General features: G+C 68.6%; 6 protein-coding genes. 4 read left to right on the forward strand and 2 right to left on the reverse strand.

Annotated features, from left to right (window positions below; all coding sequences use genetic code 11):
• A partial coding sequence (locus ACFWPJ_RS25355; protein ID WP_378854885.1) for an FAD-dependent monooxygenase occupies nucleotides 1–419 on the reverse strand: 419 nt, incomplete at its 3' end.
• Between the two features lie 106 nt (nucleotides 420–525).
• On the opposite strand from ACFWPJ_RS25355, the gene ACFWPJ_RS25360 reads away from it, so the two are divergent.
• Nucleotides 526–1242, forward strand: coding sequence for a TetR/AcrR family transcriptional regulator (locus ACFWPJ_RS25360; RefSeq protein ID WP_378854886.1), 717 nt, complete (start codon nucleotides 526–528; stop codon nucleotides 1240–1242).
• 46 nt (nucleotides 1243–1288) lie between these two features.
• Nucleotides 1289–1708 carry a limonene-1,2-epoxide hydrolase family protein gene (locus tag ACFWPJ_RS25365; RefSeq protein ID WP_189026202.1) on the forward strand — a complete coding sequence of 140 codons (420 nt, stop codon included), beginning with the start codon at nucleotides 1289–1291 and terminating at the stop codon, nucleotides 1706–1708.
• 11 nt (nucleotides 1709–1719) lie between these two features.
• Here the strand turns inward: ACFWPJ_RS25365 and ACFWPJ_RS25370 are convergent, their stop codons facing one another.
• Entirely contained in the window at nucleotides 1720–1992 is a 273-nt protein-coding gene (locus ACFWPJ_RS25370) for a hypothetical protein (RefSeq protein WP_378854887.1), read from the reverse strand.
• A gap of 307 nt (nucleotides 1993–2299) precedes the next feature.
• Between ACFWPJ_RS25370 and ACFWPJ_RS25375 the strand changes: the two genes are divergently transcribed.
• Both ACFWPJ_RS25375 and ACFWPJ_RS25380 read left to right on the forward strand, forming a co-directional pair.
• Complete coding sequence (locus ACFWPJ_RS25375) at nucleotides 2300–3673, forward strand: PhoH family protein (RefSeq protein ID WP_378854888.1); 1374 nt, start codon at nucleotides 2300–2302, stop codon at nucleotides 3671–3673.
• 185 nt (nucleotides 3674–3858) lie between these two features.
• Nucleotides 3859–4476, forward strand: coding sequence for an LGFP repeat-containing protein (locus ACFWPJ_RS25380; RefSeq protein ID WP_378854889.1), 618 nt, complete (start codon nucleotides 3859–3861; stop codon nucleotides 4474–4476).
• Nucleotides 4477–4603 lie beyond the last annotated feature (127 nt).

The following is a 4603-nucleotide window of genomic DNA, read 5'->3' on the forward strand; positions in this document are numbered from 1 at the left end:
TGCTCGAACCGTACCAGCATGCCGTCGGCGGTCTCGGTGAGCTCGGTGATCGTGTCGCCGAAGACGTACTCGACGGAGTCTGAGGTCTTCCCGTGCAGGATCTCGGCGAGGTCGCCGCGCAGGATCTCGATGTCGCCGCCGGTGAAGTCACCGGACATGACGACCAGCTCGCGTCCGTCGTCGTCGACGAACACCGTGTCGGTGGTGCCGGTGCGGCGGGCGCGGACCGCGTCCAGGACACCCATCCGTTCGAGCATGGTCAGCTGCGTGCGGCCCTTGAAGTCGACGGCCTGACCGCCGGGACGCAGCGCGGGAGCGCGCTCGACGACGGTCACGGTGAAGCCGTATCGATCCAGCCAGTAGGCCAGCGCGGGGCCCGCGATGCCTGCGCCGGAGATGAGAACGGTCTGGTTGCGCATGGTGTGCTCCTCGCCAGAAATCTGTGTCTGATGGAATCTGTATCCGGTGGACACGAATAAGAGTATGGTAGACACAGTTCTGAGGTCAACAGGAAGGGCAGGACCGATGCCGACCACCGTCGAACTGCTGTGGGGCACCACCGCGCGCCGTAAGCGCGGCCCAAAACCCGCGCTCACCCTGGACGGGATCGTCGCCGAGGCGATCGCGCTGGTCGACGCCGAAGGACTGTCCGCGCTGTCGATGCAGCGGCTGGCCGAGCGCCTCGGCTTCACCAAGATGTCGCTGTACCGGTACGTGCCGGGCAAGGAACAGCTGACGGCGCTGATGGTCGACGCCGCGATCGGCGAACCGCCGCGCTCCGACGGCGCGAAAGCCGGCTGGCGCAGCGGCCTGCGGCACTGGGTCGAGGCGATCTTCGAGCGCTACCGCGCCCATCCCTGGACCATCGAGCTGACCCTCGGTATCCGCCCGATCGGCCCGAACGAGATGAGCTGGACCGAGGCCGCGCTCACCGCCCTCGACGGCACCGGGCTGACCGGCCCCGAACGGCTCGACACCATCGTGCTGCTCAACGGACACGCGCGCAGCTTGGCCCAACAGGTCGAATCGGTCGGTGACGGCGATGCGGCGACGCGGTTCGCCGAGCAGTTCGCCGCGATGATGACCGCGGCGGGCGACAGATTTCCCGCGGTCAGCGCGGCCTTCGCGGAGGAGTCGGCGGCGGTCTCCCCGGCGGCCGCGCCGGGCGCCGCGTTCGACTTCGGCGTCGACCGCATCCTCGACGGCCTGGCCGTGCTGATCGCGAAACGGACGAATCGGTAGCGCCGTGGGTCTGGCCTGCCGGGCGCGAACGTCCTAGGCTCGCATCATGACCGACCAGCCGGAACTGCCGGAAAACTCTGCCACCCTCGTGCGCGAATTCTTCGCCGCGCTGGAACTCGGCAGCGTCGACGAGGCGCTCGAGCTGCTGGATCCGGCGATCGTCTGGAAGAACACCGGCCTGCCGACCGTGCGCGGCAAGGACCGGGTCGCCGCGTTGCTGCGCGGCCTGGACCGGCCGCAGCTGGGATTCGCGGCGGACATGCACCACATCGCCGAGAACGGCGACATCGTGCTCACCGACCGCACCGACTATCTGCGCGCGGGCCCGGTCCGGATCGGGTTCTGGGTGAGTGGCACCTTCGAACTGCGCGAGGGCCGGATCGTGCTGTGGGACGACCACTTCAGCATGGGCAACATGGCGCGGGGCGCCGTCGTCGGCGCGGCGCGGGCGATCCTGCGTCGCTGAACGCGCCCCGGCTACCTGTGCTTGTTCAAGTAGTCCAGGTAGGTCGGCCGCAGGACATCGGCCAGTTTGCCGTCGCCCGCGTGCATGTAGTCATCGATCATCGGCAACACGTACTTGATGTCGGCCTCGCTCTCGCCGAGCTCGCCCGCCTCGGCCTGGGCAGCGGGGATGGACTTGAGCAGCCGCCACAGGAACTTCACGTCGCCGCGTCGCACCGCCGTCCGCACCGCACGATCGTGCAGTTCCTTCGACGACAGTTTCTCCAGATCCTCGTCTTCGGACATGCTTCGACTCTAGCCCTCGGCGACACCCCTGTGGCAGATCCGAAGCGTCGGCGCCGGTTAACGACAAATTCACGGACGCGTCCGGCTGTCCGGCAGCGCGGCGGACAGTTGACCGGTAGCGTCGGTGATGCGGGCCGCGTCGGTGTGGCTCGTACGGGAGGTCCTGACCGTGACTGAGCTACTCAGTGCGAGAGGGCCGGCACCCGGCCCTCGTGGCGGTTGACCAGCGCGTCACCCGCCTACCAGGACGGACCGGTCCAGCGAGATCGTTCGCGCGGGTGCCGTGCGAACACATAAGGAGCCCACCGTGACTGCTGCACGCTCCGTTTCCGCCCCCGCGATGCACACGGCCTCGGCCTCGAAGAAGGGGGCCCGCCCCTCGCGTTCCGGTCGTAAGACTTTCGTCGTCGACACCTCGGTTCTGCTCTCGGATCCCTGGGCCGTCACCAGGTTCGGCGAACACAAGGTGGTTCTACCGCTGGTCGTGATCAGCGAATTGGAGGCCAAGCGACACCACCACGAACTCGGCTGGTTCGCCAGGGAAGCCCTGCGCATGCTCGACGACCTGCGGGTCAACCACGGCAGGCTCGACCAGGCACTGCCGATCGGCACCGACGGCGGCACACTGCAGGTGGAGCTCAACCACACCGACCCCTCGGTGCTGCCCGCCGGATTCCGTTCGGAGACCAACGATTCCCGCATCCTCGCCTGCGCGCTGAACTTCTCGGCCGAGGGCGAGGAGGTGGTGCTGGTGTCCAAGGACATCCCGCTGCGGGTCAAGGCGAGCGCGGTCGGCCTGTCCGCCGACGAGTACCACGCCCAGGACGTGGTGACCTCCGGCTGGAGCGGGATGGTCGAACTCGACGTCGCGGGCTCCCAGATCGACCAGCTCTACACCGACTCGGTGATCGACCTGGACGAGGCGCGGGAACTGCCCTGCCACACCGGGATCCGGCTGCTGGGCAGCAGCTCCAGCGCGCTGGGCAGGGTCACCGCCGACAAGCGGGTCCAGCTGGTCAGGGAGCGGGAGGCCTTCGGCCTGCACGGCCGCTCGGCCGAACAGCGGATCGCGCTCGATCTGCTGCTCGACGAGAGCATCGGGATCGTGTCGATGGGCGGACGAGCGGGCACCGGTAAGTCGGCGCTGGCGCTGACCGCCGGGCTCGAGGCTGTGCTGGAACGGCGGACCCAGCGCAAGGTGGTCGTGTTCCGGCCGCTGTACGCGGTCGGCGGCCAGGAACTGGGCTACCTGCCCGGTTCGGAGAGCGAGAAGATGGGCCCGTGGGCTCAGGCCGTCTTCGACACGCTCGACGGGCTGGCCAGCCGCGAGGTGATGGAGGAGGTGCTCAGCCGCGACATGCTCGAAGTGCTGCCGCTGACCCACATCCGCGGGCGCTCGCTGCACGATTCGTTCGTGATCGTCGACGAGGCGCAGTCGCTCGAGCGCAATGTGCTGCTGACGGTGCTCAGCCGTCTCGGCACCGGCTCGCGCGTCGTGCTGACCCACGATGTCGCCCAGCGCGACAACCTGCGGGTCGGCAGGCACGACGGCGTCGCCGCGGTGATCGAAAAGCTCAAGGGGCACCCGCTTTTCGCGCACATCACGCTCACCCGTTCCGAGCGCTCGCCGATCGCGGCGCTGGTGACCGAGATGCTCGAGGAGTACGGACCGAACGCCTGATCTTCCGGCAATCGGGCCGCGTCACGGCCTGAATCCGTTTGATTACGGCGAACTGTGGGTATTATCCGCGGCGACACCAATCCAGCAACGGCTCGGCGAACAACGTTCCGCCGGGCCGTTGCGGATGTCGGCCAGGCTCCATTCCGGGGGCGTGCCCCCGGGGGGCCACTCGCGAGAGGATGGATATGAACCACTTCGCTCGACGTACTGCCGCTGGGGGCGCCGCGGTCATCGCCGCCGCCGGACTGTTGCTCGCCGCCGGCTGCGGTGACGACGACAAGGACACGGCCAAGGACACCATCGGCACCGTCACCTCGGTCATCGGTGGCCCTGGCGCGACAACCACCGCCGAAGGCGGCTACGGCGGGATGACCACGACTCCCGACAACGATGACACCACCGCCCCCGGCGCGCCCACCACCACCGCGGCGGCGGCAGGCGAGTCGACCACCATCTCCACTCCGAACGGCGACATCACCGTCTCCGGTGAGGTGTACAAGAAGTACGTCGCCGCCGGTGGGGCGAGCAGCCCGCTCGGTATGCCCGAGGAAGCCCAGGAAGCGGGCCCGGACGACGGCGAGTACCAGGACTTCGAGGGCGGCACCATCTACTGGAGCAAGGACGGCGGCGCGCACATCGTCTGGGGCGAGATCCGCGAGGCCTGGGAGGACGAGGGCGGCGCCAACGGTCCGCTCGGCTACCCGACCAGCGATGAGAAGGACATCGCCGGTGGCAAGCAGAGCGACTTCACCGGCGGCACCATCACCTGGGTCAACGGCGAGACCACGGTGACCAAGAAGTAGCCCGTGCGCCCGGCCCGGGGGGGGGGGCGGGGAACCCCCCGGCGGGGCCCCCCCCCCCCCCCCGACCCCCCGGGTTGTGGGGGGGGGGAAAAAAATATCGAGTGTGATTTAACAATCAAACCACCCC

Origin of the sequence: Nocardia sp. NPDC058497, from assembly GCF_042720195.1 — a bacterium.
Lineage (GTDB): Bacteria > Actinomycetota > Actinomycetes > Mycobacteriales > Mycobacteriaceae > Nocardia.